At 69.7% G+C, this 26,394-nt stretch carries 27 protein-coding genes, 2 tRNA genes and 2 pseudogenes; 13 read left to right on the top strand and 18 right to left on the bottom strand.

What is annotated here, in order from left to right; all coding sequences use genetic code 11:
* A pseudogene (locus ACWD3C_RS13995) lies at positions 1 to 423 on the top strand (haloalkane dehalogenase); the annotation flags it as partial.
* A gap of 134 nt (positions 424 to 557) precedes the next feature.
* Here the strand turns inward: ACWD3C_RS13995 and ACWD3C_RS13990 are convergent.
* The gene (locus ACWD3C_RS13990) at positions 558 to 692 is read right to left on the bottom strand and encodes a DNA alkylation repair protein (protein ID WP_451143486.1); all 135 of its coding nucleotides are present in this window, start codon (positions 690 to 692) and stop codon (positions 558 to 560) included.
* A 200-nt stretch (positions 693 to 892) separates the two neighbouring features.
* Positions 893 to 1,630 (bottom strand): SCO6745 family protein, encoded by a 738-nt coding sequence (locus tag ACWD3C_RS13985; RefSeq protein ID WP_451143472.1) that lies wholly within the window; start codon positions 1,628 to 1,630, stop codon positions 893 to 895.
* A gap of 79 nt (positions 1,631 to 1,709) precedes the next feature.
* Between ACWD3C_RS13985 and ACWD3C_RS13980 the strand changes: the two genes are divergently transcribed.
* Positions 1,710 to 2,627 carry a LysR substrate-binding domain-containing protein gene (locus ACWD3C_RS13980; protein ID WP_451143470.1) on the top strand — a complete coding sequence of 306 codons (918 nt, stop codon included), beginning with the start codon at positions 1,710 to 1,712 and terminating at the stop codon, positions 2,625 to 2,627.
* Positions 2,628 to 2,809: 182 nt separating this feature from the next.
* On the opposite strand, the gene ACWD3C_RS13975 is transcribed toward ACWD3C_RS13980, so the two are convergent.
* Together ACWD3C_RS13975 and ACWD3C_RS13970 are read right to left on the bottom strand one after the other, a co-directional pair.
* Entirely contained in the window at positions 2,810 to 3,124 is a 315-nt protein-coding gene (locus ACWD3C_RS13975; protein WP_451143468.1) for a hypothetical protein, read from the bottom strand.
* Between the two features lie 42 nt (positions 3,125 to 3,166).
* Positions 3,167 to 3,388, bottom strand: a complete 222-nt coding sequence (locus ACWD3C_RS13970; protein WP_451143466.1) for a hypothetical protein — start codon at positions 3,386 to 3,388, stop codon at positions 3,167 to 3,169.
* A gap of 6 nt (positions 3,389 to 3,394) precedes the next feature.
* On the opposite strand from ACWD3C_RS13970, the gene ACWD3C_RS13965 reads away from it, so the two are divergent.
* A complete protein-coding gene (locus ACWD3C_RS13965) occupies positions 3,395 to 3,907 on the top strand; it encodes a hypothetical protein (RefSeq protein WP_451143464.1) in 513 nt (170 codons plus the stop codon).
* A gap of 82 nt (positions 3,908 to 3,989) precedes the next feature.
* Here ACWD3C_RS13965 and ACWD3C_RS13960 read toward each other — a convergent pair whose 3' ends face one another.
* The 3 genes and pseudogenes from ACWD3C_RS13960 to ACWD3C_RS13950 all read right to left on the bottom strand — a co-directional run.
* Positions 3,990 to 4,565 (bottom strand): AlbA family DNA-binding domain-containing protein, encoded by a 576-nt coding sequence (locus ACWD3C_RS13960; RefSeq protein ID WP_451143462.1) that lies wholly within the window; start codon positions 4,563 to 4,565, stop codon positions 3,990 to 3,992.
* A gap of 31 nt (positions 4,566 to 4,596) precedes the next feature.
* Complete coding sequence (locus ACWD3C_RS13955; protein WP_451143460.1) at positions 4,597 to 5,019, bottom strand: hypothetical protein; 423 nt, start codon at positions 5,017 to 5,019, stop codon at positions 4,597 to 4,599.
* 369 nt (positions 5,020 to 5,388) lie between these two features.
* Positions 5,389 to 5,601 (bottom strand): annotated as a pseudogene (locus ACWD3C_RS13950) (hypothetical protein); the annotation flags it as partial.
* A 453-nt stretch (positions 5,602 to 6,054) separates the two neighbouring features.
* On the opposite strand from ACWD3C_RS13950, the gene ACWD3C_RS13945 reads away from it, so the two are divergent.
* The 4 genes from ACWD3C_RS13945 to ACWD3C_RS13930 all read left to right on the top strand — a co-directional run bounded on the left by ACWD3C_RS13945 (position 6,055) and on the right by ACWD3C_RS13930 (position 9,687).
* Positions 6,055 to 6,777: a M50 family metallopeptidase gene (locus tag ACWD3C_RS13945; protein WP_451143458.1), complete on the top strand. Its 723-nt coding sequence runs from the start codon at positions 6,055 to 6,057 to the stop codon at positions 6,775 to 6,777.
* Between the two features lie 110 nt (positions 6,778 to 6,887).
* A complete protein-coding gene (gene aroA / locus ACWD3C_RS13940) occupies positions 6,888 to 8,228 on the top strand; it encodes a 3-phosphoshikimate 1-carboxyvinyltransferase (protein ID WP_451143456.1) in 1,341 nt (446 codons plus the stop codon).
* Positions 8,229 to 8,244: 16 nt separating this feature from the next.
* The gene (gene rsgA, locus ACWD3C_RS13935; protein ID WP_451143454.1) at positions 8,245 to 9,255 is read left to right on the top strand and encodes a ribosome small subunit-dependent GTPase A; all 1,011 of its coding nucleotides are present in this window, start codon (positions 8,245 to 8,247) and stop codon (positions 9,253 to 9,255) included.
* A gap of 108 nt (positions 9,256 to 9,363) precedes the next feature.
* Positions 9,364 to 9,687 carry a DMT family transporter gene (locus ACWD3C_RS13930; protein ID WP_451143452.1) on the top strand — a complete coding sequence of 108 codons (324 nt, stop codon included), beginning with the start codon at positions 9,364 to 9,366 and terminating at the stop codon, positions 9,685 to 9,687.
* 57 nt (positions 9,688 to 9,744) lie between these two features.
* Here the strand turns inward: ACWD3C_RS13930 and ACWD3C_RS13925 are convergent, their stop codons facing one another.
* Positions 9,745 to 10,362, bottom strand: coding sequence for a TetR/AcrR family transcriptional regulator (locus ACWD3C_RS13925; protein WP_451143450.1), 618 nt, complete (start codon positions 10,360 to 10,362; stop codon positions 9,745 to 9,747).
* Positions 10,363 to 11,387: 1,025 nt separating this feature from the next.
* On the opposite strand from ACWD3C_RS13925, the gene hisN reads away from it, so the two are divergent.
* Together hisN and ACWD3C_RS13915 are read left to right on the top strand one after the other, a co-directional pair.
* The gene (hisN, locus tag ACWD3C_RS13920; protein ID WP_451143448.1) at positions 11,388 to 12,188 is read left to right on the top strand and encodes a histidinol-phosphatase; all 801 of its coding nucleotides are present in this window, start codon (positions 11,388 to 11,390) and stop codon (positions 12,186 to 12,188) included.
* A 186-nt stretch (positions 12,189 to 12,374) separates the two neighbouring features.
* A complete protein-coding gene (locus ACWD3C_RS13915) occupies positions 12,375 to 12,767 on the top strand; it encodes a CBS domain-containing protein (RefSeq protein ID WP_451143446.1) in 393 nt (130 codons plus the stop codon).
* Positions 12,768 to 12,835: 68 nt separating this feature from the next.
* Here the strand turns inward: ACWD3C_RS13915 and ACWD3C_RS13910 are convergent, their stop codons facing one another.
* Positions 12,836 to 12,976, bottom strand: a complete 141-nt coding sequence (locus ACWD3C_RS13910; RefSeq protein WP_451143492.1) for a hypothetical protein — start codon at positions 12,974 to 12,976, stop codon at positions 12,836 to 12,838.
* A 99-nt stretch (positions 12,977 to 13,075) separates the two neighbouring features.
* On the opposite strand from ACWD3C_RS13910, the gene ACWD3C_RS13905 reads away from it, so the two are divergent.
* A complete protein-coding gene (locus ACWD3C_RS13905; RefSeq protein WP_451143444.1) occupies positions 13,076 to 13,492 on the top strand; it encodes a Fur family transcriptional regulator in 417 nt (138 codons plus the stop codon).
* Positions 13,493 to 13,586: 94 nt separating this feature from the next.
* Here ACWD3C_RS13905 and ACWD3C_RS13900 read toward each other — a convergent pair.
* From ACWD3C_RS13900 to ACWD3C_RS13885, 4 genes are all read right to left on the bottom strand, one after another.
* Positions 13,587 to 13,660, bottom strand: a tRNA-Met gene (locus ACWD3C_RS13900).
* 352 nt (positions 13,661 to 14,012) lie between these two features.
* Positions 14,013 to 15,923 carry a sel1 repeat family protein gene (locus tag ACWD3C_RS13895; protein ID WP_451143442.1) on the bottom strand — a complete coding sequence of 637 codons (1,911 nt, stop codon included), beginning with the start codon at positions 15,921 to 15,923 and terminating at the stop codon, positions 14,013 to 14,015.
* Positions 15,924 to 16,151: 228 nt separating this feature from the next.
* A tRNA-Met gene (locus tag ACWD3C_RS13890) sits at positions 16,152 to 16,225 on the bottom strand.
* A 105-nt stretch (positions 16,226 to 16,330) separates the two neighbouring features.
* Positions 16,331 to 19,291, bottom strand: a complete 2,961-nt coding sequence (locus tag ACWD3C_RS13885) for a UPF0182 family membrane protein (protein WP_451143484.1) — start codon at positions 19,289 to 19,291, stop codon at positions 16,331 to 16,333.
* A 165-nt stretch (positions 19,292 to 19,456) separates the two neighbouring features.
* On the opposite strand from ACWD3C_RS13885, the gene ACWD3C_RS13880 reads away from it, so the two are divergent.
* Positions 19,457 to 19,999, top strand: coding sequence for a PPA1309 family protein (locus ACWD3C_RS13880; protein WP_451143440.1), 543 nt, complete (start codon positions 19,457 to 19,459; stop codon positions 19,997 to 19,999).
* Positions 20,000 to 20,051: 52 nt separating this feature from the next.
* Here the strand turns inward: ACWD3C_RS13880 and ACWD3C_RS13875 are convergent, their stop codons facing one another.
* From ACWD3C_RS13875 to ACWD3C_RS13860, 4 genes are all read right to left on the bottom strand, one after another.
* Positions 20,052 to 21,149, bottom strand: a complete 1,098-nt coding sequence (locus tag ACWD3C_RS13875; RefSeq protein WP_451143438.1) for a YlbL family protein — start codon at positions 21,147 to 21,149, stop codon at positions 20,052 to 20,054.
* An 84-nt stretch (positions 21,150 to 21,233) separates the two neighbouring features.
* Complete coding sequence (locus ACWD3C_RS13870; RefSeq protein WP_451143436.1) at positions 21,234 to 21,398, bottom strand: hypothetical protein; 165 nt, start codon at positions 21,396 to 21,398, stop codon at positions 21,234 to 21,236.
* A gap of 134 nt (positions 21,399 to 21,532) precedes the next feature.
* On the bottom strand, positions 21,533 to 21,991 hold the full coding sequence (locus tag ACWD3C_RS13865) for a molybdenum cofactor biosynthesis protein MoaE (RefSeq protein ID WP_451143434.1): 459 nt from the start codon (positions 21,989 to 21,991) through the stop codon (positions 21,533 to 21,535).
* Between the two features lie 337 nt (positions 21,992 to 22,328).
* Entirely contained in the window at positions 22,329 to 23,441 is a 1,113-nt protein-coding gene (locus tag ACWD3C_RS13860; protein WP_451143432.1) for an SDR family oxidoreductase, read from the bottom strand.
* A 190-nt stretch (positions 23,442 to 23,631) separates the two neighbouring features.
* Here ACWD3C_RS13860 and ACWD3C_RS13855 point away from each other — a divergent pair, with 190 nt between their 5' ends.
* Both ACWD3C_RS13855 and ACWD3C_RS13850 read left to right on the top strand, forming a co-directional pair.
* Positions 23,632 to 25,050: a zinc-dependent metalloprotease gene (locus ACWD3C_RS13855; RefSeq protein ID WP_451143430.1), complete on the top strand. Its 1,419-nt coding sequence runs from the start codon at positions 23,632 to 23,634 to the stop codon at positions 25,048 to 25,050.
* Positions 25,047 to 25,568 (top strand): NUDIX hydrolase, encoded by a 522-nt coding sequence (locus tag ACWD3C_RS13850; protein ID WP_451143428.1) that lies wholly within the window; start codon positions 25,047 to 25,049, stop codon positions 25,566 to 25,568. The genes ACWD3C_RS13855 and ACWD3C_RS13850 overlap by 4 nt, the downstream gene beginning before the upstream one ends.
* Positions 25,569 to 25,622: 54 nt before the next feature.
* Here the strand turns inward: ACWD3C_RS13850 and ACWD3C_RS13845 are convergent, their stop codons facing one another.
* On the bottom strand, positions 25,623 to 26,378 hold the full coding sequence (locus tag ACWD3C_RS13845; RefSeq protein ID WP_451143426.1) for an AIM24 family protein: 756 nt from the start codon (positions 26,376 to 26,378) through the stop codon (positions 25,623 to 25,625).
* Between the last annotated feature and the right edge of the window lie 16 nt (positions 26,379 to 26,394).

Here is a 26,394-nt window from a genome sequence, read left to right as displayed (position 1 = left end):
GGCGAGGAACTCGTTCTCGAGCAGAACGCCTTCGTCGAGGGCTTCCTGCCCGCCGGAATTCTGCGCACCCTGACCGATACCGAACTCGCCGAGTATCAGCGGCCCTACCGCACTCGAGGCGAGAACCGCCGCCCCACCCTCACCTGGCCCCGCGAGGTGCCGATCGACGGAGAACCCGCCGATGTGCACTCCATCGTCGAGGAGTACAGCGCGTTCCTGCCCGGTACGGACATTCCGAAGCTCTTCGTCAACGCCGAACCCGGCATGGCGCTCACCGGCGACGACCGGGAGTTCGCGCGCACCTTCAAGAACCAGACCGAGATCACCGTGTCCGGCCTGCACTCCGTCCAGGAAGACGCACCGGACGCGATCGGTGCCGCCTTGTCCCGCTGGCTCGACACTCTCGACGGGCAGATCCGCTGACCCGTGCCGTCCCCGGGTTGCCGGACATGGGAGTGCCCGGCAACCCTGGGACGGGCGTCTCGTCTCGTCAGCGGCGGCGGTAGGGGCCCGGGCGGAGTCGGGCGCCGGCCATCCGGACGGCTTCCGGTGACAGCTCAGAGTGGGCTTCGACGAGTTTCAGCGACGCGGTCGGGCGCGGTGCGGGACAGTTCGCGCAGCAGCCAGCCGGGGCCGGTGTGGGCGAAGCCGTCACCGCTGACCAGGTTCGCGGCGGCCGCGTCCAGCAGCAGGTCGGCGAAGCCCGGGAAGGGATGCGGGCTGCGCCCGGCCAGTTTGACGCCGCATCCGGGCGATCGCGCAATCCAATGCGGAAGCCAATGCCGAAGCCGTCAGCACCGGCCAGGCACCGCCCGAAGATGACGCGGCTCACCAGGGCCGGTGGTGACGACCGGCTGGGCTTCGTGCTCCTGCTGGTGTTCTCGAAGTCCGGTCACGGGGTCAGGGAATCGGTCAACGCGTTGACGAGCTGGGCGAATTCGGTACGTTGCCGGTCGGTCAGTGCGGCGTAGAGCGGTGCCTGCAGCTCGTCGGTGAGCTGCTCGGCACGCCGCCATCGGGGGATCAGGGTTGCGGCAACGGGATGTGGCTCTTGCCAGCCGTAGCGGGTCGCCTGCTCGACGCCGAGGTTGATGACCATTGCCGCGCGGGCGCTCAGCCCGCACAGGCGCACCGCCGCCAGATGGCAGGCGCCACGGTGTTCCCGCAGTACGTGGATGCGCTGCATGGCCGCACCGACCGGGTCGTTGCCGGGGCAGGGCTGCGCGCGCCAGCCGGCGAACAGAGGCAGTGCGTCGGCGTCGGCGGCGTCGATCAGCTGCTGTGCCAAGCGGTTGAAGTGCTCCACGTCGACGTCGGCGGGGATGTTGGCGCGCCCCCACGTCCGGACGGCCTGCGCATAGCAGGCGGCGGCTTCCTCCGCCGGCATCACGGACCGTCCCGCCAGCCAGCCCGCGGTAACCAGGTGGGGGCCGAGGAAGCCCTGTACTGCTTGGACCACCGAGGCCGGTGCCTCGCCGAGCACTCCGAACCGTCCGCGGCAGTAGAAGCCGCGCCCCGGGGCAAACCCGGCGCGCAGACCGACGGCGGCGGTCGCCTCGTCGGACATGAACTCGTCACCGAAGTCGTGGATGGGCCGGGCCACCGCGGCGATGCAGTCGAAGATTTCCATGCGCTGAAGGTCGCTCACCATGACTCAATAGGTCAAGGGGGTGCTTTCTGATGAGACCCTTTAGGTAATCTATCGAGTCATGCTGGATATCCGCCGTCTGCACATGCTCAAGACCGTCGCCGCCCGCGGTTCCATCGCCGCGGCCGCACAGTCACTGGCGCTGTCCCCCGGTGCCGTGTCCCAGCAGCTGTCCACGCTGCGGCACGACGTGGGAGTCGATCTGCTGCGCCCCGACGGGCGAACCGTGGCACTGACGGAGGCGGGCCGGGTGCTCCTCGAACACGCCGACCGGATCCTCGCCGCCGTACAGGAGGCCGAGAGCGCTGTCGCGGCGGTCAAGGGCACGGTCGGCGCCGCCGCCACGCTCGCCGCGCTGCCGTCGACCGTCGCCAGGATCGTGGCCCCCGCACTGACCACACTGGGCTCACACCACCCGCAGCTCACCGTGACCTGTCTCCTCACCGACCAGGCGCAACTGCGGGAACTCACGCTCGGCACCGTCGATGTGGTGCTGGGCCAGCGGTATCACCACCTGCCCGATGCGACACCCCGGGGCATCGAGGTCTCGCCGCTGCTCGACGATCCGCTGCTCGTCGTCACCGCGGCCGACCAAGCCGACGAGCGGCCCGTCGCCCTGCGGGAACTGGCCACACACAGCCTCGCCGTGCCGCCGCCGACCACGGACTGCGGACAGGCCGTCCTGCACGCCTGCCACCAGGCAGGCTTCACACCCACGACGCGCTACATCACCGCCGACATCGCCGCCCAGCTCACCCTCGCACGGGCCGGCCTCGCCACCGCGCTCGTCCCCCGGACGGCCATCGACCCGGCCACACCAGGAATCCGCACGGCGCCCATCGAGGACCGCCCGATCCTGCGCCTGCTGTTCGCCGCGACGCGTCACACCGAGACCGCGAACCCGACGACCACGGCCGTCATCGCAGCGTTGCGCACAGCCGCGCGGCAGGGTCGCACCACGCACCCCCCGCCGGCCTAGGACAGGCCGTCGAGCCAGTTCGAACGCTTCAGTTCGAGTCGGTCTCCGAGGCGGCCGGTGCCGACTGGGTGAGGGTGAGCAGACCAGGTGCGGGTTCGGTGAGGATGCCGCGGTCGACCAGGCGTTTCAGCTTGGCGCGTATGCCTGCGGTGTGCCGTGGCTCAGTCTTCCGCCGAGCGGATTCACAGGGGCTTGCCGTCGCAGTCGACGTATCCGCCGGGGCCGAGATGGGGTTCGAAGCAGCCGGAGTGTGCCGCGTCGTGGTCGTACGTCTCGTCGGCCGGGGTGGCATGTCGGGCAAGGAAGGCACCGGCGTGGGCAGCGGCCTCGGTCCGGCTTCCGTACGGTTCCTCGGCCTGACCGCCGGTGCCGTCGGCGCCGTCGGCCTCCCAGATGAACCCGCCCTCGTCGGGGAACTGGATGATCTCGGCGAGGCCCCCGTCGAGCTGCAGCTCGAACGGTGCGCCTTCACCGCTGGTGTCGTCGGGCTTGCGCACGGCGCCGGGCCGGCGCAGTCTCGCCGCCTGCTTGGTGATCCCTCAGGCGGCCCCGAGCTGGGCGTAGCTGGCTCCGGTGCCGCCGGCGGTGCGCGCCGCGCGGTCAGAGAGCCGCCTGGCGATGCCTTTGATCTCGTGAAGGGCATACAGGTACTGCCAGTCCGGCGAGAGCACGATGCCGTTCGGGGCCCCCTGGCCGTCGGCACGGTAGGCGGACTCCCGTATGGAGATCGCACGGGCCAGAACGTGGGCGGCGTCCGCCACCTGGTCGTGGAGCTGAAGGAACTCGTCGCGGATGATGTGATGGCGGGCATGACTCGGGACCGGTCCCAGCCCAGCGTCTATACCTTCCGTGAGATGACTTCGGATGAGATACGTAGACCACCGACGCCGGTCATAGCAGTGATCGCCCTCACCGCGCTGCCAGCCGTCTCCGTGCTCGTGATCACAATGATCGTGGTCTTCGCAGAAGGCGATCCCGCCGGTGCCCTGTTCGTCCTTCTCGCGCTCCTGCCAGGCGCGGCGGCCTTCGGACTGTGGCAGGGCAACCGCGGCGCCCGGGTCGTGGCGATCATGATCGGAGCGGCGGCCTTCCCTGCCAGCAACGCCCCCGGCGTGTACGGCCTGGCCCTGATCGTGTACGGGCTGACCATCATCCTGCTGCTCGTAGCGCCCAGGTCGTCCCGCGCCTGGTTCACCCGTCACCGTTGCCCCAAAGAACAAGCTAAGGGTTCACGGGTGGTGCGGTGTCGTGCGGGGCCGGCACCGAACAGACGGCTGTGACGAGCACCCTCACACGACGGGCCTCGCCCGCCAGTTGCGGCCGGAGCTGGTCGGCCAGGATCCTCGGCGTCCTGCCGGGCAGCTAACCGTCGCGCGTACGCGGTCTCCGTCTCGGACTCGCCCAGCCAGACCGTGTCCTCGCCCACCCGCTTCGGGAAGTGCCAACTGTCCTTGTCCCAGGGCACCAGGTGCGGGATTCCGGACTGCGCGGCACCTGGACGACGACCGCCGAGCGGCCCGGGACGGCGGGCAACGGCAGGGTGTAGACGGTGAAGGCGGGGATGAAGGGCCGCACCATCGAGTTGGCGATCCCGCGGAACCTGTCCGCGAGGGCCCGGGCGACGCGAGCGTCATCGACTCCGACGACCGTGGCCACCCCGCCGGTGCCGTTCTCCGCGACGCCGGTGACGATGATCCCGCCCTGGGTGTTGGCCAGAGCGGCTGAGTCTTTGGCGTGCTCCCGGTTGTCCTTCACCTCATCGGCGTCCAGCTTCCAGGCGATCTTTCCCGCGGGCAGGGCCCACCATCGTGAGCCGATTCTCCTCATGTGGCCGCGTATCAGGTCGGCGAGCCAGTTCAGGGTGGCACTCGACAGCGGCAGGCGGGCGGTGCAGACAAGGCCGTCAGGGCCCGCGACGGCGTGGTTGTTTTTCTTCACACAAAACTCAGCTGCCGCCGGGGCCCGCTGGTTACGGCGCCTTGCGCCCCTCACGCGGCTTCGGGCGTGCGATGAACCTGCCGTCGGGTCGTTTGTGCAGCCAGCCGCGGTCGGCGAGATTGGTCATCTTCGCGCGCAAGGGCTCCAGCTTGCCGTGCACCGTCGCTTCCAGGCCCAGCTCCTCGCCGACACTCCTGGCCCGCACCGGGCCGTCGGCGGCACGCACGATCGCCAGGATCTTGCGGTGGTCACCGGGCAGGACGGCCTCGTCGGGATTCTCGCTGCGGTGCGGGATCAGCAGTACCGCCCGCCCCGCCACCCGGGCGGAAGTCGGGGCGACGGCCGCGGCGGTCTCCGTCGCGGCCCGGTCCTGTTCGGCCAGCCGGTTCAGGACCCGCTCGGCGATCACCAGCTCCTCCCGCTCGGTACGGACCTCCTGAAGCTGCTTGGCCATCTCCTCGGCGAGTGTGTCCCGTTCACCCCGGCCGTGATCCGCTCCAGCTCCTGCATCCCCGCGCCTCCCCGCGCTCTCCCGGCGTACCGGCCCGGTCACGGATCGCAGGAGCGGCACTACTGCGAACGCAGCAGAACCCGAGAACGGCTCCGGCCGACAGTTCGGACGATCTTCGGCGTGGGCACCGGCCGACGACCAGCGCGAACATCTCTCCCGCCCCTCACACCACACCCGTGACCTACAACTTCACGATGCACACATCTCATTGATGGTCCACCGCCACTCCTTGCCCATACGTCGGAAGGCACGATCACCGGGTCAGTCACAACCGCACAGTCCCGCGCCCTCTGTCACGGACGCAGCGGACGGCTACGCCGCCGCGTAGCCGGCCCGGAACAGGTCCACAGCTCGCTCCACGTCCTGCTCGGTGCGCAACTGCACTTCCGGGTCGCCCGTGCCGTGGTGTCCAAGCCCCTTCACGTCCCGGGTGAATCCGGGTATCAGTTCGACCTCACCAAGGTCGGACTTCAGGTAGACGAGGAGCTTCTGCCTCTGGGGTGGGCAGACACAGGCGAAGTTCCGGGCGCACCGCGATTGGCACGGACCTAGCCCTCACCGACCGGGACCTACTCTCCCGACGCCGGCGACGCGTTGTGGTGGTGGGTCTGCGATGACGCTCCGCTACGCAGAGACGCAGTGGTCGACCGCCACGGCAACGCCACGCCCGAAACGGGCCTGCACAAGGAGACCAGCACCGACCCAGCACGGGACGGGTTACCTGGGGAGATCACAGGTGCCTCCAGGTCAGCACACAGTCAGCACGGGTAGAGCAAGAGCCCCGGATCACTCCGCGGCTCTAACGCTGTGAACTGCACGTTTGCCGTCAGGAACGATCGCTGCTACTTCAGCGTCTCAGATACCGTCCGCACATACGTGCCACACTGCCAGGCCCACCCGTCGCCCGACCACCACCCCGCAACGATGGCGCTACGCGCCAGCCCCTATCGACCGCGACCCGAGGAGCCACAACAAAACATGGAAAGCACCGCAGCCCTCTCGCTGGCCACCCTCTGGGACGAGGTCGTCGGCACCCAGCCCGACCCCGACATCTGGGTCGTCATCGCCACCGCGGCCGCCGCGCTCGCCGTGGTCGTCCCGCACGGTCTGTGGCGGCTCTCCCGCAACGCCATCACCATCGCCCACGAGGGCGGCCACGGCCTGGTCGCGCTGCTCACCGGCCGCACGCTCACCGGCATACGACTGCACTCCGACACCAGCGGCCTCACGGTCAGCCGGGGCAAGCCCACCGGCCTCGGCATGATCCTCACCGCGGCCTCCGGCTACACCGCTCCCCCGCTGCTGGGCCTGGGCGGGGCCGCCCTGCTGGGCGGCGGGCGCATCACCCTGCTGCTGTGGCTGGCCACGGCCCTGCTGGTGGCGATGCTGGTGATGATCCGCAACGCGTACGGCGCCCTGACGGTGGTCCTCACCGGCGGCACCTTCGTGGTCGTCTCCTGGCTGGCCGGACCCCAGGTGCAGGCGGCGTTCGCGTACGCGGTGGTGTGGTTCCTGCTGCTGGGCGGCGTACGACCGGCCTTCGAGCTGCAGGCGAAGCGGCGCCGGGGAGGGGCGGGGGACTCGGACGCGGACCAGTTGTCGCGGTTGACGCATGTGCCGGCGGGGTTGTGGTTCTTCCTGTTCCATGCGGTGTCGTTGTGTTCGCTGATAGGTGGGGGGCGTTGGCTGCTGGGGGGCTGACCAGCCCACCCGAGGGGCGCGGGGCCGTGCCGGTTTACGGCTCCGCCGCGTGGCGCGACCAGCCACAACGCCACCGCACCCGAACGGCGCCCTCCTTATAGAGTGGGGCCATGGCCCCACACCCCGCATCCACCGCCCTCTGGCCAGCCCCGCACGCGAGCGAAGCCGTCGACGCGACGGTCCACGTGCCCGGGTCCAAGTCGGTCACCAACCGCGCCCTGGTGCTGGCCGCCCTCGCCTCCGAGCCCGGCTGGCTGCGCCGCCCGCTGCGCTCCCGGGACACTCTGCTGATGGCGGCGGCGCTGCGCGCGATGGGCGTGGGCATCGAGGAGACGGTGTCGTCCAGCTCCTCCGCCACCGGGGCCCCCGACGGCTCCGGCGAGGCCTGGCGCGTGTTCCCCATGGGGCTGGCCGGCCCGGCCACGGTGGACGTCGGCAACGCCGGTACCGTGATGCGCTTCCTGCCCCCGGTGGCCGCCCTCGCCGACGGCCCCATCCGCTTCGACGGCGACCCGCGGTCGTACGAGCGTCCCCTGAACGGCGTGATCGACGCGCTGCGCGTGCTCGGCGCCCGGATCGACGACGACGGCCGCGGCGCGCTCCCGCTGACGGTGCACGGCGGCGGCGCCCTGGACGGTGGCCCGGTGGAGACCGACGCCTCCTCGTCCTCCCAGTTCGTTTCGGCGCTCCTGCTCTCCGGCCCGCGCTTCAACCAGGGAGTCGAGGTCCGTCACATCGGCGCGGCCCTCCCCTCCATGCCCCACATCCGGATGACGGTCGACATGCTGCGCGCGGTCGGCGCCCAGGTGGACACCCCCGAGTCGGGCGGCGAGCCCAACGTCTGGCGGGTCACCCCGGGCGCGCTCCTCGGCCGCGACCTGACCATCGAGCCGGACCTGTCCAACGCCCAGCCCTTCCTGGCGGCGGCCCTGGTGACCGGCGGCAAGGTCCTCATCCCCGACTGGCCTTCGCGCACCACCCAACCCGGTGACCAGCTGCGGGAGATCTTCACCGAGATGGGCGGTTCCTGCGAACTGACCGAACGGGGGCTGGAGTTCACCGGTTCCGGTGCCATCCACGGCATCGACGTCGACCTGGGCGAGGTCGGTGAACTGACCCCGGGCATCGCGGCCGTGGCCGCCCTCGCCGACTCCCCGTCGACCCTGCGGGGCGTGTCCCACCTGCGGCTGCACGAGACCGACCGCCTGGCCGCGCTCACCAAGGAGATCAACGAGCTCGGCGGTGACGTCACCGAGACCGCGGACGGCCTCCACATCCGCCCGCGCACGCTGCACGGCGGCACGTTCCACACGTACGACGACCACCGCATGGCCACCGCGGGCGCGGTCATCGGCCTCGCGGTCAAGGACGTACAGATCGAGAACGTGGCGACGACGGCGAAGACCCTGCCGGACTTCCCCGACCTGTGGACCGGAATGCTCGGGAACTGACGGGCGGACCGGGATCATGCGCCGCTACGGCAAGCACACCGACGAGGACGACATCCGCTCCCGCCCCAACCGCAAGGGCAACCGGCCGCGTACGAACATCCGGCCCAAGCACGAGGACGCCGCGGAGGGCATGGTCATCACCGTCGACCGGGGCCGGCTGACGTGCCTTGTCGGGGACCGGGTGGTCATGGCGATGAAGGCCCGCGAACTGGGCCGCAAGGCGGCGGTGGTCGGCGACCGGGTGGCGATCGTCGGTGACTTGACCGGCAAGAAGGACACCCTGGCCCGTATCGTCCGCATCGAGCCGCGTACGTCCGTCCTGCGGCGCACGGCCGACGACGACGATCCGTACGAGCGCGTGGTCGTCGCCAACGCCGACCAGCTGGCGATCGTCACGGCCCTCGCGGACCCGGAGCCGCGCCCACGGCTGATCGACCGGTGCCTGGTCGCCGCGTACGACGGCGGGCTCGACCCGCTCCTCGTGCTGACCAAGTCGGACCTCGCCTCGCCCGACGTACTCCTGGAGCTGTACGGGGCGTTGGGCGTGCCGTACGTCGTGACGAGCCGTGCGGAGCTGGAGAGCGGCGAGGCGCTGGAGCGCGTGCACAAGCAACTGGACGGCAAGATCACGGCGTTTGTCGGGCACTCGGGTGTCGGAAAGACCACACTGGTCAACGCGCTTGTGTCGCGGGAGCGGAGGCGGTCGACGGGGATCGTCAACGCGGTCACGGGCCGCGGTCGGCACACCACGACGTCGGCACGGGCGATCCCCCTGCCCGGCGACGACGGCTGGGTCGTCGACACTCCGGGCGTACGGTCCTTCGGCCTGCACCACGTCGATCCGTCCCGGGTCATCCACGCCTTCCCCGATCTCGAACCCGGCACCGAGGGCTGTCCGCGCGCGTGCAGCCACGACGAGCCGGACTGCGCGCTGGACGAGTGGGTAGTGGAAGGCCACGCGGACCCTGCGCGGCTTTACTCCCTGCGCAGGCTGCTGTCCACGCGGGAACGCCGGGAAGGCGACTGACCTCCGCGTTGTTTGCGTTCTTGGCAACCAGGTAAAGGCATAATCGCACCGAGCCCGATCCAGGTCGGACGAAGCGGTCACGGTACGTGGGGACATGGGAGGACGAACATGGCGTGGCTGCTGGTCATCGTGGCGGGGCTGCTGGAGACCGGGTTCGCGGTCTCCCTGAAGCTCTCGCACGGATTCACCAGACTCTGGCCGACGATCGCGTTCTGCGTCTTCGCCCTCGGCAGTTTCGGCCTGCTGACCCTGTCCCTGAAGAAGCTCGACGTGGGGCCCGCGTACGCGGTCTGGACGGGCATCGGGGCGACCGGCACCGCGATCTACGGGATGGTCTTCCTCGGGGACATCGTGTCCACCCTGAAGATCGTCTCTATCACTCTGGTGATCGTGGGGATCGTCGGCCTCCAACTGTCGGGAACGTCGCACTAGTTCAGCACGTCCGGATATGCGCCACTACTTCAAGTGCTTCAAGTGCTTCAAGTTGCTTCAAGCCCACTGACTCGGCTGGCGTTGCAGGGTGTTGCGCACCAGGTCCGTGACCCCGCCCTCGCCCGGGGGTGCCGCGACGCAGGACAGGGCGAGCCGGACGACGAGTTCGCAGGAGCGGGCCAGTTCCGCCGTGTCGGACTTGGGTGTGCCGGGGGCGGAGAGGACGGCCACCGCGCGGTCGCGGACCAGGGCCACGAAGTCGAGGGGCGAGGGCAGCGGGCCGTCGGCGCGGCGCTGCGCGGGCACCGCGGAGGACGAGGGCACCGCCGAGAGCGTCGGCGAGGGCAGCCGCTCGCTCCAGCATCCGGTGAGCATGGCGCGAACCAGTGCGTTGCCCCGCGCCGACGACGCCGTCCACTCGGCGGTCGCAGCCAACCGCTCGCGTACGTCGCTGTGCGCGGCCAACGCCCGGTCGACGCCCGCGAGATAGGCGTCGGCCTCCCGGCGGACCAGGGCCCGTGCGAGCCCCTCCTTGCTGCCGAACTCGTTGTACAGCGTCTGACGTGACACACCGGCCACCGCGGCCACGTCAACCATGCGCACGGCGGACCACGGACGGCGTGCGAGCGCCGTGTAAGCGGCGTCCAGTAGGGATTCCCGCGCTGCAGGCATCATCGCCTCCCTCGGGCGAGCGACGGCTCTGGACCTCAGATTTGACGCGCACGAAGTCACTGTCAAGGGTTCACGACAGCACCGGGGGGCGCCCGTCGGCCAACCTGCGCGGTAACGCTGCGCTGGCTGTCGGAGGGGGTGGGGGGTCCGGGGCCGCGGGGGTTGTCTGCGGGTGAGTGGGGGTTGCTGCGGATCGGCCTGAACGGCCTCGTCCTCAAACGCCGGACGGGCTGGTGGTGCCTGACCTGGGCTGAAAGGCTTGACGCGGGGGCGGAGGAGCTCGGCGGGGGCGGAGGAGCTGGGCAGGGAGGGCCGGAGGAGCTGGGCAGGGGGGCCGGAGGAGCTGAGCGGGGGGCGGAGGAGCTGGGCAGGGGGGAGGGGGGGCGGAGGAGCTGCGCGCGGGATCGGAGGAGGTGGGCGCGGGATCGGAGGAGGTGGGCGCGGGATCGGAGGAGGTGGGCGCGGGATCGGAGGAGGTGGGCGCGGGATCGGAGAGGCTGGCGCGGGATCGGAGAGGCTGGCGCGGGCTGGTCGGGCACTGGCCTGGACTGGAGGCTCAGCGCGGAGCCAGCGCAGCTCGGCGCAGAGCCGGAGAGACTGGCAGGCTTGTCAGGCGCTGGCCTGGACTGGAGGCTCGGCGCAGAGCCGGAGAGACCGGCTCGGGCCGGTGAGGTGCGGCGCGGGCCCATGGACGCTGACCCGAGCTGCAGCCGCGCCCCATCAGGGGCGCGGGGAACTGCGCGACCAGCCACACACAACCCGCAGACACCCCACAACCCACACCACCCACCCCCGACCCAACACCCACCCACCCGCAAACAACCCACCCACCCCCCACCGGAGCCCCGGGGGCGCAGCCCCCACAGGCGGGGTCGAAGGGGCGGCAGCCCCTGGAGGATGGGACGGGTAGGGGCGGCGGGGGCGAAAGAAGCCCCGCAGCACCGCCGCGCGCAAAGGCCCCGTAGCGATCCCAAGTGACCCCCGAGCCCATATGGCCGTCACCCGAGCCCGGCAGATACGGTTCGCTCATGCCCGACTATCTCGATGACCTGCGCCTCGCCCATGTCCTCGCGGACGCCGCCGACGCCGCGACCATGGCCCGGTTCAAGGCGCTCGACCTCAAGGTCGAGACCAAGCCGGACATGACGCCGGTGAGCGAGGCCGACAAGGCCGCCGAGGAACTGATCCGCGGCCACCTCCAACGCGCACGCCCACGCGACGCCATCCTCGGCGAGGAGTACGGCATCGAGGGCACAGGCCCACGCCGCTGGGTCATCGACCCCATCGACGGCACCAAGAACTACGTCCGCGGCGTACCGGTCTGGGCAACCCTGATCTCCCTGATGGAGGCGAGCGAGGGCGGCTACCAGCCCGTCGTCGGCGTCGTCTCCGCCCCCGCCCTCGGCCGCCGCTGGTGGGCCGCCAAGGACCACGGCGCCTTCACCGGCCGCAGCCTGACCTCGGCATCCCGCCTGCACGTCTCGCGCGTATCGAAGCTCCCGGACGCCTCCTTCGCATACTCCTCACTCAGCGGCTGGGAGGAACAGGGCCGCCTCGACGGCTTCCTGGACCTGACCCGCGAGGTGTGGCGCACGCGCGCGTACGGCGACTTCTGGCCGTACATGATGGTCGCCGAGGGCTCGGTCGACCTCTGCGCCGAACCCGAACTCTCCCTCTGGGACATGGCCGCCACCGCGATCGTCGTCACCGAGGCGGGCGGCGCCTTCACCGGCCTCGACGGCCGCCCGGGCCCGCACAGCGGCAACGCGGCGGCGTCGAACGGACTGCTCCACGACGAACTGCTGGGATATCTGAACCAACGCTACTGAGGCGCCCGACCAGCCGCACCGAGGCACATGCGACACCTCCTGATCCACAAGCGCCCCTGAACTGACCATGCGCGCCCCCTTGTTGACCTCCCGTCCACCTGCGACATTGAGAGTCCCCCCACTTGTGAACTTGTGAATCCATGAACTAACTGGTCCCATGGATTCCGTAGGAGGTGGCTGAACTCCATGCTCGTCCGCGACGCCATGAGCACCGTGGTCCTGACCATCGGCCCCGATCACACTCTCCGCCAGGCCGCCGCCCTGATGTCCGCACGCCGGGTCGGCGCGGCGGTGGTCCTCGACCCCGATGCCGGCGGGCTCGGCATCCTGACCGAACGCGACGTCCTCAACTCCATCGGCCTGGGCCAGAGCCCGGACGCCGAACGGGCCCACGACCACACCACCACCGATGTCGTGTTCGCCGCACCGTCCTGGACCCTGGAGGAGGCGGCTCGCGCCATGACCCACGGCGGCTTCCGCCACCTCATCGTCCTCGACCGGAGTGAGCCCATCGGCATCGTCTCGGTCCGCGACATCATCCGCTGCTGGACCCCGGCACGCCAGCACGCACCCGCTTGAGCATACGAACGGGCCGGAACCCCAAAGGGGTTCCGGCCCGTTCCCTACGACAAGCGGTCCAACCCCGGTCAGCCGCGCAGGGCCTGGACTGCGACCTCCAGGCGCTTGCCATAGTCTCCGTCGACCTGACGGAAGTTCCCGATCGCGCGCTCGACGATGTCGTCGCCCTCGGCATGGACCGGGGCTGAACCCGCCCTCACCTCGGCCAAATCCGAGCCTGATCCTACAATGGACAATGTCTAAGTCAAGCAGGGTTCCAAAGTCACACCCATTCGGAAACTGTTTCCCTTGCTGTTAGGCTGGTTCGTATGAGTGACCTGTTGGAACGGCTGCGCGGACGCGGATGGCGATTGACCGCGCAGCGACGTGTCGTGGCAGAGGTCCTCGACGGCGAACACGTCCATCTGACGGCCGACGAGGTACACGCCCGGGCCGTCGCCAAACTGCCCGAGATCTCGCGCGCCACCGTGTACAACACGTTGGGCGAGCTGGTCTCCCTGGGCGAGGTCCTCGAAGTCGCCACGGACAAACGCGCCAAGCGGTACGACCCGAACGCGCACCGCCCCCACCACCACCTGGTCTGCGCCCACTGCGGCGCCATCCGCGACGTCCACCCGATCGGCAACCCCCTCGCCGACCTCCCGGACTCCGAACGCTACGGCTTCACGGTCCAGGACGTAGAGGTCACGTACCGGGGCGTGTGCCCCCACTGCGCGGCGGCGTAAAGGAACCAATCAGAGCACTTACGCCCGCCCCTTACACAGAAGCGAACACACCGGAGGCCCGGAACCTCATCGGTTCCGGGCCTCCGGACTTCAGTAGCGGGGACAGGATTTGAACCTGCGACCTCTGGGTTATGAGCCCAGCGAGCTACCGAGCTGCTCCACCCCGCGTCGATGAACGCAACACTACGTCAACAACATCCGCCACCGCAAATCGCTAAACAGCCCACCCCCCACTCAGCCGCACCCACCAGCCCACCCCAGACACAACAAGCCCGTCCGGCGCTTGACGACGAGGCCGCAAGGCCGATCCCCACCCAGTCAGCCGCACTGACCAGCCCACCCCGGCCCCTTCCAGCCCGTCCGGCGCTTGAGGACGAGGCCGTTCAGGCCGATCCCACAGCAACCCCCACCCGCACGTCACCCCGCCCACCTCAGCCCCCAGGCGGGGTCGAAGGGGCGGCAGCCCCTGGAGGATGGGACGGGTAGGGGCGGCGGGGGCGACCCACCCCACCCCAAACCCTCACGCCGACAACTCCTCCCGCAACGCATCCCGCAACCGAGCCGCCCGCTCAGAAACCTCCCCCGGCCCCAACGCCACGGCCCGATCCGCCCACCGCTGCCCCTCCGCCAGCTCCCCCTGCCGCGTGTACACAAGGGCAAGCCGCAACGCCGCCCGCCCATGCCCCGCGTCAGCAGCCCGCGTCCACCACAGCGCAGCCTCCGGCTCACTCCCCTCCCGAGCCAGCAGCAACCCCAGATTGAACGCCCCGTTCCGAGACCCGGCCTCCGCCGCCTCCCGGTACCACCGCGCCGCCTCGGCCACATCCCCCCGAGCCGCCGCCAGCATCCCCACCCGCACCTGAGCCCGCCGATGCCCCTGGGAAGCGGCCCGCTCGTACCACTCCTCGCACTCGCTCTTCTCCCGAGCCGGCTCCCCCAGCTCATGCGCGGGCGCCGGCGGCCGCCGGGCATCGAGCACGGCGGCGAGCCGATACGCCGCCTCCGCGCTCCCGCCCCCCGCGGCCTGCCGCAGATGCCGCTCGGCGGCCCGCTCGTCCCCGTCCCGAAGCCGCGCGATGGCAACCTGCAGCGCCGCCTCGGCGTGCCCGGCGGCAGCCGCCCGCTCGTACCAGACGAGCGCGACCGCGTCGTCCCCCCGCCCGGCGTGCAGAATCCCGAGGTTGAAGGCGGCGTCCACACTCCCCGCCTCCGCCGCCTTGGAGAACCACGGCTCGGCCCCGGCCGCGTCCCCGACCTGCAGCAACAGGATGGCCAGCGCGTTCGCGGCCTCCCGGTGCCCGGCGTACGCGGCCCGCCGGTACCACTGGTCGGCCTGCGCGATCCGCCCCTGCTCGGCGCAGAGCAGCCCGAGGTTGTACGCGCCGTTCACATCCCCGGCGTCCATCGCGGCCCGGTACCACCGCTCGGCGGTCTGCGTCTCGCCCCGCTCGGCGTGCAGCGCGCCCAGCGCGTTCGCCGCGTTGCCGTCACCGTCCTGAGCGGCGCGCAGCCACCACACGGCCGCGCTCTCGGTGTCACCGGCGTCCCGCAGCAGAAACCCGAGCGCGCAGGCGGCCCGTGCCTCGCCGTCCTTGGCGGCGGTCAGATACCACCGCCCGGCCTCCTTGAGCTCCCCGCGCCGCTCCAGAATCGCGCCGAGATGCAGCGCGGCCCGCCGGTGCCCACGCGCCGCAGCCTGCCGGTACCACTGCTCGGCCTCCTCCGCGGCGGACGGCCCGACACCGTTGTCAGGGCCGCTCTCCGCCTCGGCCCCGGCCTCATCCTCTTCCCGTACGACGTCACGCCGCTCCCGTGCGCCATCGAGCCCCCCACGCGCGACCTTGCGCCCTTCCCGTACCATCTCCCGCTCCTGCCGCACGGCCTTGCGGTCGAGCGCTCGGGCCAGTCGATACGCGGCCTCACGGTGCCCCCGCTCAGCGGCAGTCCGCATCCACTGTTCGGTCCCGGGGTCGCTGCGGTGCTCCAGCAGATCGGCAAGGGCGTACGCACCGAGCGCGTGCCCCTGCTCGGCGGACTGCCGAAGCCAGTACTCGGCGGCCGGCTCGTCGCCGCGCTCGCGGTGGTACCGCCCGAGCGCGTGCGCGGCGGCCGCGGACCCGGCGACGGCGGCGATCCGCCACCACCCGGCGGCCTCGTCGGCGTACCCGCGCTGGTGCAGAAGGACACCCAGGTTGTTGGCGGCGGCCCGGTCACCGGCGGCAGTGGCAGCGCGCAGCTCGGGCTCGGCTCCGTCGAGATCACCGCGGCGCAGCAGCATGGCTCCGAGGACACTCATCGCCTCGACGTCGCCGGCCTCGGCGGCGAGCCGCTGACGTGCCTCTTCGGCAGCGTCGCCGGTTTCGTCCCGATCGACAGACTGCGCAAACCGCCCCGTCTCCAACAGAGTTGCCTTGTCCCCCATAACGTCCATCGTCGCACCACCTGCAACCTGGGTACACCTGGTATACCGCAGCCAGTGAGGTCACTTCAGCGTTTTGTCGACATGCCCACAGAGAGACAAGTCAAACACAGTTCTTCCAACTCCCCTCGCACGGCACAGCCCTTCAAGCGAGTCGCCTGCTCACCGGGCGCACCTCACACACATCGCGCACACGTCGAAGGCCCGGATCCCTGTAAGGATCCGGGCCTTCGACTTCAGTAGCGGGGACAGGATTTGAACCTGCGACCTCTGGGTTATGAGCCCAGCGAGCTACCGAGCTGCTCCACCCCGCGCCGTTGTTCGGCAACCGTATCACGGCGCGGGACGTGGTCCTCAATCAGCCTGTCCGAGGCCCTTCCGAGGCCCGTCCAAGGCCCTTCCGGGCCCTGGATCAACTGCTAACTGCTCCCGGAACTCTCCTCACCGCTCCCCTCGCCGCTCTGTTCGCCGTCCTGGCTTCCGCCGCTGCCGTCGGACCCGCTGGTCCCGCCGGTCTGCGACTGCGCCTCCTCGGCCCGCTGCAGTGCGTCCTGCAGGTCCTTCTGGGCCCGTCCGTACGCCTCCCAGTCGCCGTTCTGGAGGGCTTCCTGACCCTCGTCGAAGGCCGTCTGGGCGTCCTCCAGAGCCTGTTGGACCGTCGGGTTGTCCGACGTCGGCGGCTCGGTCGTACCGTCGCCGTCGCCGTCACCCTCGTCGGGTGGCTCGGTCGAACTCTCCGTGCCGAAGACCTTGTTGAGGGCCTCGTCGAGCGTGTCCTCGAAGACGGTGACGCCTCCGTAGGTCACCAGGACCTTCTTCAGAAGCGGGTACTTGAGGTCGCCACCGCGCACGTAGACCGGCTCCACATAGAGCAGTCCTCCGTCCAGCGGCACTGTCAGCAGGTTGCCGTACTCGACCTCCGAGTCACCGCCTCTCAGCAGCCGGATGGACTCGGCGATCGCCGGTTCGGAGTTGAACTGGCTCTGCACGCGCGCGGGACCGTCGATGGTCTTGCCCGTCGGCAGTTTCAGAATGCTGATCCTGCCGTAGTCACCGGTCCCCGCCTCGGCGTTGACGGACATGAACGCGCTCAGGTTGTCCCGGCCGTTCGGGGTGAACGTCGTCGTCAGCGAGAACGCCTGCGCGTCCTGGTCGGGCAGCTTCATGCTCAGGTAGTACGGCGGCACAGCGTCCCCCGACCTGTTGGTCGGGTCGTTCGGCACCTGCCACACCTCGCTGCCGCTGAGGAACGTGTCCGCGTCCCGCACGTGGTACCGGGTCAGCAGCTCGCGCTGGACCTTGAACAGGTCCTGCGGGTACCGCAGATGGTCCATCAGCGACTTCGAGATCTCGCCCTTCGGCTCCACCGTGTCCGGGAACGCCTTCATCCAGGTCTTCAGGACCGGGTCCTGGGTGTCCCACTGGTAGAGCTTGACGTCACCGGTGTACGCGTCGACGGTCGCCTTCACCGAGTTGCGGATGTAGTTGACCCGGTTCTGCTGGGCCACCACCGCGCGCTGGTTGTCGGCGGCGGTCAGCGAGTCGGCGGTCGTGTCGCCCAGGGTGGTGCGGGAGGCGTACGGATAGCCGTTCGTGGTCGTGTACGCGTCGACGATCCACTGGATCTTGCCGTCCACGACCGCCGGGTAGGCGTCGCCGTCGATCGTCAGCCAGGGGGCGACGGCCTCGACGCGCTCCTTGGGCGTGCGGTTGTACAGAATCCGCGAGCCCTCGCCGATCGCTCCCGAGTACAGGATCTGCGGCTCGCTGAAGGCCACCGCGTACGCGGCCCGGTTGACCGGGCTGGAGAGGTTGACCCCGCTGCCACCCTTGTAGCTGGTCGTCTTCTCACCGGTGTCGTCGGAGTAGTCGATCTCGTCCTGGGGACCGCCGACGATCGAGTACTGCGTCGTCTTCTCGCCGTAGTAGACCCGCTGCTGGTACGTGCCGAGGTCGCCCTTGGACGGCAGGTTGGACTCGCTGAAGACCGGACGTCCGTCCTCGTCGGCCGCCGTGCCCTTGGCTGCGACCACGCCGTAGCCGTGCGTGTAGCGGAAGTGGTCGTTGATCCAGTTGTTCTTCGGGATGCCCGCGAGGTTCAGCTCACGCAGACCGATGACCGTGTCCTGGACGTTGCCGTTCTTGTCCGTGTAACGGTCGACGTCCAGGTTGGTCGGGAACGCGTAGTAGTTCCTGATCTGCTGGAGCTGCTGGAAGGTCGGCGAGACGATGTTCGGGTCGATCAAGCGGATGCTGGTGGTCTTGTTGACGTCGTCGCGCAGCGTCGCCGGGTCGTCCGTGTTCGGCTCGCCCGAGTACTCGCTCACCTGGGTGCCCTCGATGCCGTACGCCTTACGGGTCGCCTCAAGGTTCTTCTCGACGTAGGGCGCTTCCTTGGCCTGCTCGTTCGGCTGAACCTGGAACTTCTGGACGATCGCCGGGTACAGCCCGCCGATGAGGATCGCGGAGAGCACCATCAGGCCGAAGCCGATGACGGGAAGCTGCCAGGTGCGACGCCACAGGGTGGCGAAGAAGAGCAACGCGCAGATGATGGCGATGATGAACAGGATCGTCTTCGCCGGCAGGTAGGCGTTGGCGTCGACGTACCTGAGGCCCGTCCAGTTGTCCGTTGCCTTGAAGTCACTGGACTTCACGGCGAGTCCGTACCGGTCGAGCCAGTACGCGACCGCCTTCAGGGCGACGAAGAGCCCAAGGAGCACCGACAGGTGCCCGGTGGCCGCCGCCGTGGCGCGCGCGCCGGGGGAGGTGATCCTGAGGCCGCCGTACAGATAGTGCGTGAGCGCCGCGGCGATCAGGGAGAGGATCGCGGCGGCGAAGCCGAAGCCGAGCAGGAAGCGGTACCAGGGCAGGTCGAAGGCGAAGAAGGAGACGTCCAGACCGAACTGGGGGTCCGTCTCGCCGAACGGCACGCCGTTCACCCACATCAGCCACGTGCGCCACTGACTGGAGGCGGAGGCGCCCGCGATCAGGCCCACCAGGGCGGTGATCCCGAGGAGGAGCCACTTCTTGTAGGGCGCGATGCCCATGCGGTACCGGTCGAGGCTCTGCTGCTCCATCGACATGGCGCTGAGCGGCGGACGCAGCCGGTGTGCCAGCCAGATGTTGAGGCCGACCGCCACCGCCATCAGCAGGCCGAAGACGAAGAAGAGCCCGATCTTGGTCCACAGGGTGATCGTGAAGACCGACGAGTAATTCACCGACCGATACCAGAGCCAGTCGGTCCAGAACCCCGCGAACATGACGAACGCCATGCCGAGAACGGCCAGGACGCCCAGTGTCATGAGCAGGACCCGGGCACGCCGGGACGGTCGGCCCACTCTGATCCGTGGCCCCGTCGGGCCTCCGCCGCGGTCCGGCATCTGGAAAGCCAAGGTGCGCACCTCGAAGTTCGCTGTTGATTCGTCAGGCCCTCGTGTTCGCGGACCATGTGTCGGACCCCGTGATCGTAGGGTCCTCACCTATGCAACTTACCGACGCTTTACTCGGTTCCCGCTTCCGGGAACGAACGAGGCAGGATTGTGACCATGTCCAACACTCCCATGGCGGCGAGCCCGCTCACCCGGGCCGTACTCGAGATCGACGAGTACGCCTCCGGCCTCGGCTGGGACCAGCCCGCCCGTCTCTTCGCCCTCGTAGACACCGCACGGCTGCGGGCCCGGGAACCCGGCCTCGCGGCCCAGCTCGGCCTGACGGACGAGTCCGAGACCTCCGGTCTCACCCCGATCGAGCAGGACGAAGTTCCAACGGACAAGCCGCTGGACGAGTTCCTGGGCACCATCGCCTGGCCCGACGCCGTGGCCGGCTGTGCCCTCACGGTGGAACGCCTGATGCTCCCGCCGTCCGCCGAGGCCGCCGTTCCGGAGAACCTCGACGAGGCCCGCCTCGCCCAGTGGGTCGCCAGGCACCCCGAGCGCCAGGAGGTCCGCATGACGGTCGCGGTCCTGCGCGACGGCGCCCGTGAGTCGGCCCTGCGCCTGCGCGAGAAGGACTCACCGACGGACGTGCTCACCGGCTCGGACCTGGTCCCGGGCCTCGCGGAGGCACTCGCGGCGACGTTCGCGGGCTGATTCCGTGTACGGCGTCGGGGGCGCCCCCGACGCCGTACGGACGTAGTACTGCTCAGCCCTCGGTGGTGCATTTCGGCAGGTCAGCGGTCGTCCCGGAGCGGATGTCGTCCAGGGCATCCATGGCGTCGCCGATCGTGTCCACCTCGACGAGCGTCAGGCCGTCCGGGGTGTCCTTGGCGGCGGCCGCGCAGTTGTCCTTGGGCGTCAGGAAGTACTCGGCGCCTTTGCCACGCGCGCCGACGGTCTTCATCTCGATGCCGCCGATCGGCCCGACCCTGCCGTTGTCGTCGATGGTGCCGGTGCCGGCCACGAACGTGCCGCCGGTGAGGCTTCCCGGGGTCAGCTTGTCGACGATACCGAGGGCGAACATCAGGCCGGCGCTGGGCCCGCCGACATCGGCGAGCTTGATGTCGATGGCGAACGGGAACGTGTGATCGGTTCCGGCGGAGATCCCGACGATGGCCCGCTCCTCGCCGTCGTCGTCGGACTTCGCCGTGGTGATGGTCACCTTCTCGGTCTTGGTCGCCGTCCGGTTCTCCTTCTCGGCGGCGGCCTGCTCCTTGGCGGGCACGACCGTGAAGACGACCTTCTCGCCGGGCTTGTGCTTGGTGACCAGCTCGGCGACGTCCCCGGGCGCCTTGACCGTCGTACCGTCGACGGCCTTGATGACGTCGCCGGCGTGCAGCCGGTCCTCGGACGGGGAGTCCTTGAGGACGCTGGAGACGATCACCCAGGACTTCACTGGGATGTCCAGTTCCTTCATGGCCGCGACCTTGGCGCTTTCCTGGGACTGGCTGAACTCCTCGGCGTTCTCCTTGGTCGACTCCTCCTCGGTCTTGCCGTTCGGGTACAGCGTGTCGTGCGGTACGACCTTGTTGTCGTGTGCCAGCCATCCGTAAACGGCCTCTACAAGATTCATCTTGTAGTCGGCGCTGGTGACCCGGACGGTGGTCATGTTCAGGTTGCCGTCCGTCGGGTAGGTCTTGCGCCCGGAGATCTGCAGCACCGGCTCGCCGCCGTGCTTCCCGAGCGTGTTCACCGTCGGCCCCGGTGACATCTCCGAGTACGGCACTTCGATGAACACTCCAGCGCACAGGAGCGCGATCAGCATCAGAGTGGAGGCGAGCATCGTCGCGGTGCGGCGTGGCATGGAACGACAGTACGGGACGGGTCTGTCAGTGCACTGTCTGGGCCGTCCGTACGGAGGCCGGACGGCCGACCGCCCCGCAGCTCCTCAGCTCCCTGTGTGGGACCTCTCCATGGCCTCACGGAAACGGGTGTACCCCGCGAGCTCCGTGCCGTCCCCGATGGTCTTACGGTTCCGGCCGGCCCAACTGCCCCACAGTCCGGCACCGATCGCGGCCAACAGCGGAATCAGCAACCAGGCAAGCGCCGCCATGCCGACCTCCCAACCCCATGAGCGACCGCAACTGACTGATCAGCAGATTAACCATCCGCCCTGTCAACGCTCACGCCAGGGGTCGGGTTACGCAACCGGAACCGACCGTGCGCTGTTCAGCAGGCTCAACAACGCTACGCGCCGACCCATTCCTCGGTCCCGTCGGAGAACCTCTGATGCTTCCAGATCGGCACCTCGTGCTTCAGGTCATCGATGAGCTTCCGACAGGCCTCGAAGGCCTCCCCCCGATGTGGACACGAAACGGCGACGATCACAGCGAGATCGCCAACCTTCAGGTCTCCCACCCGGTGCACGGCCGCGAGCGCCCGCACCGGATACTCACCGACAACCTTCTCCGCGATCCGCCGCATCTCGTCCTCGGCGCTCGGATGACAGGAATACCCCAGCTCATCCACATCGGCGCCCCCGTCGTGGTTCCGCACCGTCCCCACGAACAGCGCAGTCCCTCCAGCCGCGTCGTCCCCCACAGCCTCGAAGACCTCGTCCAAGGACAACGGCGTCTCACGAATGCCGATCAACTTGACGGGCTCATCAGCCGCCCACTCACCGGGATGATCGTTACTGGGTGCCATGAACCCATCGTGCCCCACAACACCGACAACCCGAAATAGCCGCTCCACCCATCACACACGGCCACACACTCCAGCCCACCCCAGGCACCCTCAGCCCGTCCGGCGTTCGAGGGCGAGGCCGCAAGGCCGATCCACCACCCACCGGGCCGCACACCTCCAGCCCACCCCCAGGCACCCTCAGCCCGTCCGGCGCTTGAGGACGAGGCCGCAAGGCCGATCACCACAGCAACCCCCACCCACCCGCACACAATCCCACCCACCCCGAGCCCTCTGGCGGGGTCGAAGGGGCGGCAGCCCCTGGAGGATGGGGCGGGCAGGGGCGGCGGGGGCGAAACCCTCAGATCCGCCGCCGAGCCTTCCGAGCCCGCCGCACCAACGCCGCCGTACCCAGCAGAGCAACCGTCGCCCCCGCAGCCCCCGCAGCCGTCGCATCCTTGCGCCCCAGCCGCCGCCCAGCCACGGTGTGCCGCCCGGCAACCTCCTCCAGCAGCTCCGCGAGAACCTCCTCATTGGTCCACTGCGGCCGCCACCCGACGTCATGCAACCGGCTCCCACTCACCACCCAGGGGTACATCGTGTACGCCAGGTCCCCGGCCGGAGACGGCGTGAGCCCGATCCGGTGAAGCCGAGCCGCGGCCCCCAGAGCGACCGCGGACGGCAACTCCATCCGCCTGATCCCGCTGAGCTCCTCGACCTCCTCCTGCTCCAGCCACCCGTCACACCCGACGGCCAGTTCCCCGTCGACCTTCTCCAGAACGGCATACTCCAGAGCACCGCACAGATCTTCGACATGACAGAACTGCCAGGCAGGCCGCGACCCGGCCACCACCAACAGCCGAGGCGACTCGAAGTACCTGGTCAGCGCGGTATCGGTGCCCCCGACCAGCACGGCAGGCCGTACGACGGTGACATTCAGCCCGGGATGCGCCCGCGGCGCCCGCCGGGCGAGCCGCTCGATCTCCAGCAGATCACCGACCCCGGTGGCCTCGGCGGTGGCCCGCAACTCGGCGTCCTCTGAAAGCGGCAGCTCATTGTCCGGCAGAGCCCCGTAGACCATCGCCGAGGTGCACAGCACCACCCGATGGACCCCGGCGGCGGCCGCCGCCGTGAGCACGGTCTGCGTCCCCCGAACGTTGTAGGCGCTGCGCGCCGCCGTATCGGCTCCCAGATCCAGATCGACCGCGAGATGCACCACGGCATCCGCGCCCCGCAGCTTCTCCGCGATGGCCGGGTCCCGGACGTCCAGGATGTGCCACTGGGCCGCCGCGCACTCACCGCGCCGCTCGTCGATGGCGATGACCTGCTTGATCTCCTCGGACGCGGCGAGCCGCTCGGTGAGCAGCGCACCGACACCGGACGCGGCACCGGTCACGGCGACGATAGGCCCGCGCACGGCAGAGTTGGTTGAGTGGTTTCGCGCTGCGCGAACCTGCGGATCTGGGGAACTCACTGAGCGTCTCCAGTGGTTGTCTTCAGTACGGACGCGCGTAACGCGTACGTACCAGGTGGCATCCATCCTGCCGCAGGCCGCGAGTCGGCGAAGCACTGAGGCCCGATCCGGCCACGGTGTCTACGCTGGGTGGTGTTGTCGGGCAGCCAGCCGCCGGAAAGAACGGTGGCCTTACCAGCCGAGGAATCCCGTGAGTGACACCCCATTCGGATTCGGCCTTCCGCCGGAGGAGCCGGAGAACGGCGACGAGGGCAAGGACCAGCAGGACGGTGGTGGTCAGGGACCGGCCAACCCGTTCGGCTTCGGGCTGTCCGGAGCCGGCGGTTCCGGCGCCGACAACCCGTTCGCTGCGATGTTCGGTTCCATGAACCCCAACGACCTGGGCGCCGCCTTCCAGCAGCTGGGCCAGATGCTCTCGTACGAGGGCGGCCCGGTGAACTGGGACATGGCCAAGCAGATCGCCCGCCAGACGGTCTCCCAGGGCCCCCCGGACGGCACGAAGGACGCGAGCGTCGGCCCCGCCGAGCGCACCTCCGTCGAGGAGGCCGTCCGTCTGGCCGACCTGTGGCTGGACGACGCGACGTCCCTGCCGTCCGGCGCGGGCTCCGCCGTGGCGTGGAGCCGCGCGGAGTGGGTCGAGGCGACCCTGCCCGCGTGGAAGGAGCTCGTCGACCCGGTCGCCGAGCGCGTCGGCGCGGCCATGGGCGACGTCCTGCCGGAGGAGATGCAGGCCATGGCGGGCCCGCTCATCGGCATGATGCGCTCCATGGGCGGCGCCATGTTCGGTACGCAGATCGGGCAGGCCGTGGGCGTGCTCGCGGGCGAGGTCGTCGGCTCGACCGACATCGGCCTGCCGCTGGGCCCGGCCGGCCGGGCCGCGCTGCTGCCGATGAACGTGGAGGGGTTCGGCAAGGACCTGGGCGTGCCGAAGGAGGAGGTGCGACTCTACCTGGCGCTGCGCGAGGCGGCCCACCAGCGCCTCTTCGCGCATGTGCCGTGGCTGCGTTCGCATCTGTTCGGCGCGGTCGAGGGCTACGCGCGCGGGATCAAGGTCGACACGGCCAAGCTGGAGGACGTGGTCGGCCAGTTCGACCCGCAGAACCCCGAGGAGTTGCAGCAGGCGCTCCAGCAGGGCATGTTCCAGCCCGAGGACACCCCCGAGCAGAAGGCCGCCCTGGCCCGCCTGGAGACGGCTCTGGCGCTCGTGGAGGGCTGGGTGGACGCGGTGGTGCACGCCGCCGCGAAACCGCGCCTGTCGTCCGCCGACGCGCTGCGTGAGACCCTGCGCCGCCGCCGCGCCACGGGCGGCCCGGCCGAGCAGACGTTCGCCACGCTGATCGGCCTGGAGCTGCGCCCGCGCCGGCTGCGGGACGCCTCGCGCCTGTGGGCCTCGCTCACGGACGCGCGCGGAGTCGACGGCCGCGACGCCCTGTGGGCCCACCCGGACATGCTGCCGACCGCTTCCGACCTGGACGACCCGGACGGTTTCGTGCATCGCGAGCAGCTGGACTTCTCCGAGTGGGACAAGATGCTCGGGGAGGCCGCCGACAAGCCCGACCTCCGCAAGAAGCACAAGGGCGACGAGGCCGAGGACGACGACACCGAGTGAGTCTCTACGACGACACGGTCCTCGTACTGAAGAGCTACGAGGACCAGGAGGACCTGCGCCAGGCCTATCTGGACCACCTGGAGGCCCGCCCGGACGGCATGTGGAAGTCGTGCCACGCGGGGCACATCACGGCGAGCGCCCTGGTGATCGACCCGGAGCACGGCCGGGTGCTGCTCACGCTGCACAGGAAGCTGCGCAAGTGGCTCCAGATGGGCGGCCACTGCGAGCCGGAGGACACCACGCTGGCGGCCGCCGCTCTGCGTGAGGCGACGGAGGAGTCCGGGGTAACGGGGCTGACCCTGCTTCCCGGCGGCCCGGTGAGCCTCGACCGCCATCGGATTCCGGCGCCGTGCCACTGGCACTTCGACGTCCAGTACGCCGCCGTGGCACCGCCGGACGCCGTCCAGGAGATCAGCGAGGAGTCCCTCGACCTGCGCTGGTTCCCGTACGACGAGGTGGCGGCCGTGGCCGACGAGTCGGTCGTACGGCTGCTGGCGGCGACGCAGGCGAGGCTTTGAGAACGCTGTAAGGGGCGGCCACAAGGCTGCCGCCCCTTACGTTTGCTTCCTCGGTCAGCTCCAGACGTTGCCCTGGTTCTGCCCCCGAGCCCCCTGCTGGCCCACCCCGTACTGGGCGGCGATGCCCGAGCCGATCTGGGCGTTCTGCGGGGGCAGCAGTTCGCTGGGCTGGACGAGGATGAAGCCCTGTCCCATGAAGCTGAGCTCCCAGCCCTCACCGGTGTTGCCGCGGCGCCGCCACACGCCGGAGGAGTGGGTCTGGGCCTGCATCTGCACGCGCAGGGCCGTGGACCAGGCCACGATCGCGTCGGCGTCGCAGTTGACGTACTTGTCGGGCGTGACGTGCATCATCAGCGGCATGCCCGAGGTCATCAGGGCGACCTTGCCGCGGCCCGTGATGTTGAGCTGGTACTTGCCGGAGCCGGAGATGCCGTACTGGCTGTCGACGGCGATGACGTCGTGGTGCAGCGAGGAGTCCATGGCAAGGACGTAACTGCTGTCGACAGTGAGGCCGTCCTGGTCCACGTCCACTACGTGGACGCGCTGGGCGAGGTTGGCGAAGTAGACCGTCCCCTGCCCGTGGCAGCGCATCAGATCGAGGCCCTCGCCGGTGTACGCCCGTGAGCGCCGCTGATCGTTGCTCTGGTACTCGGCGTCGAACTCGACCATCCCCTGGTAGGCGACCATCGTGCCCTTGCGGGCGAGGATGTCGTCGTGGCCCTCCAGGGCGACGCGTAGCATCTGCTGGTTCTGCAGGCTCCAGCGTTCCTGGGTCTGCTGCTCGTTGTAGCCGAAAATCGGGCTCTGCATGGTGTGTCGTTCCCCC

Source organism: Streptomyces sp. NPDC002845 (assembly GCF_053591955.1).
The sequence above is the reverse complement of the archived record's forward strand: the minus strand, read 5'-3'. Positions and strand labels throughout refer to the sequence as shown.

What these genes read in the sequence shown, in the direction of transcription:
- ACWD3C_RS13980 (WP_451143470.1), top strand. Translation starts at nt 1,710, where the DNA reads ATGCTGGATATCCGCCGTCTGCACATGCTCAAGACCGTCGCCGCCCGC.
- rsgA (WP_451143454.1), top strand. Translation starts at nt 8,245, where the DNA reads ATGCGCCGCTACGGCAAGCACACCGACGAGGACGACATCCGCTCCCGC.
- ACWD3C_RS13925 (WP_451143450.1), bottom strand. Translation starts at nt 10,362, where the DNA reads ATGATGCCTGCAGCGCGGGAATCCCTACTGGACGCCGCTTACACGGCG.
- ACWD3C_RS13880 (WP_451143440.1), top strand. Translation starts at nt 19,457, where the DNA reads ATGTCCAACACTCCCATGGCGGCGAGCCCGCTCACCCGGGCCGTACTC.
- ACWD3C_RS13985 (WP_451143472.1), bottom strand. Translation starts at nt 1,630, where the DNA reads ATGGAAATCTTCGACTGCATCGCCGCGGTGGCCCGGCCCATCCACGAC.
- ACWD3C_RS13895 (WP_451143442.1), bottom strand. Translation starts at nt 15,923, where the DNA reads ATGGACGTTATGGGGGACAAGGCAACTCTGTTGGAGACGGGGCGGTTT.
- hisN (WP_451143448.1), top strand. Translation starts at nt 11,388, where the DNA reads ATGCCCGACTATCTCGATGACCTGCGCCTCGCCCATGTCCTCGCGGAC.
- ACWD3C_RS13905 (WP_451143444.1), top strand. Translation starts at nt 13,076, where the DNA reads ATGAGTGACCTGTTGGAACGGCTGCGCGGACGCGGATGGCGATTGACC.
- ACWD3C_RS13865 (WP_451143434.1), bottom strand. Translation starts at nt 21,991, where the DNA reads ATGGCACCCAGTAACGATCATCCCGGTGAGTGGGCGGCTGATGAGCCC.
- ACWD3C_RS13945 (WP_451143458.1), top strand. Translation starts at nt 6,055, where the DNA reads ATGGAAAGCACCGCAGCCCTCTCGCTGGCCACCCTCTGGGACGAGGTC.
- ACWD3C_RS13875 (WP_451143438.1), bottom strand. Translation starts at nt 21,149, where the DNA reads ATGCCACGCCGCACCGCGACGATGCTCGCCTCCACTCTGATGCTGATC.
- ACWD3C_RS13885 (WP_451143484.1), bottom strand. Translation starts at nt 19,291, where the DNA reads ATGCCGGACCGCGGCGGAGGCCCGACGGGGCCACGGATCAGAGTGGGC.
- ACWD3C_RS13915 (WP_451143446.1), top strand. Translation starts at nt 12,375, where the DNA reads ATGCTCGTCCGCGACGCCATGAGCACCGTGGTCCTGACCATCGGCCCC.
- aroA (WP_451143456.1), top strand. Translation starts at nt 6,888, where the DNA reads ATGGCCCCACACCCCGCATCCACCGCCCTCTGGCCAGCCCCGCACGCG.
- ACWD3C_RS13870 (WP_451143436.1), bottom strand. Translation starts at nt 21,398, where the DNA reads ATGGCGGCGCTTGCCTGGTTGCTGATTCCGCTGTTGGCCGCGATCGGT.
- ACWD3C_RS13955 (WP_451143460.1), bottom strand. Translation starts at nt 5,019, where the DNA reads ATGGCCAAGCAGCTTCAGGAGGTCCGTACCGAGCGGGAGGAGCTGGTG.
- ACWD3C_RS13930 (WP_451143452.1), top strand. Translation starts at nt 9,364, where the DNA reads ATGGCGTGGCTGCTGGTCATCGTGGCGGGGCTGCTGGAGACCGGGTTC.
- ACWD3C_RS13845 (WP_451143426.1), bottom strand. Translation starts at nt 26,378, where the DNA reads ATGCAGAGCCCGATTTTCGGCTACAACGAGCAGCAGACCCAGGAACGC.